This window comes from Mesorhizobium sp. M8A.F.Ca.ET.181.01.1.1 (genome assembly GCF_004792025.1).
Taxonomy (GTDB): Bacteria; Pseudomonadota; Alphaproteobacteria; order Rhizobiales; family Rhizobiaceae; genus Mesorhizobium.
In genome coordinates this window covers 1-279 of sequence record NZ_SRTV01000354.1, presented here as the reverse complement: position 1 = coordinate 279, position 279 = coordinate 1, and the positions used below count along the sequence as shown (strand labels likewise).

Below are 279 nucleotides of genomic sequence, written 5' to 3'. Positions count from 1 at the left end.
CCTTGATGCCGTTGGCGGCCACCATGCCGAACATCACAATGCCCGCGCCGCCGAGCACGAAGGCGGGCACGGAGGCGACGACCTGCGCCATCTTCGGAAAGAGGCAGAGCAGCACGAGAATCACGCCGCCCATGGCGCACACAAAGCGGCTCTTCACGCCCGTCACGCCAATGAGGCCGACGTTCTGCGAAAACGACGTATGCGGAAACGAGTTGAAGATGCCGCCGATCAGCGTGCCCAAACCGTCCACGCGCAGACCGCGCACCAGCGTTTTCTGAT

The 279-nt window shown here is 63.4% G+C and carries 1 protein-coding gene; it reads right to left on the bottom strand.

What is annotated here, in order from left to right; all coding sequences use genetic code 11:
• Positions 1-279: solute carrier family 23 protein (locus EN824_RS34945; RefSeq protein ID WP_281041426.1), on the bottom strand; the 279-nt coding region annotated here is incomplete at both ends.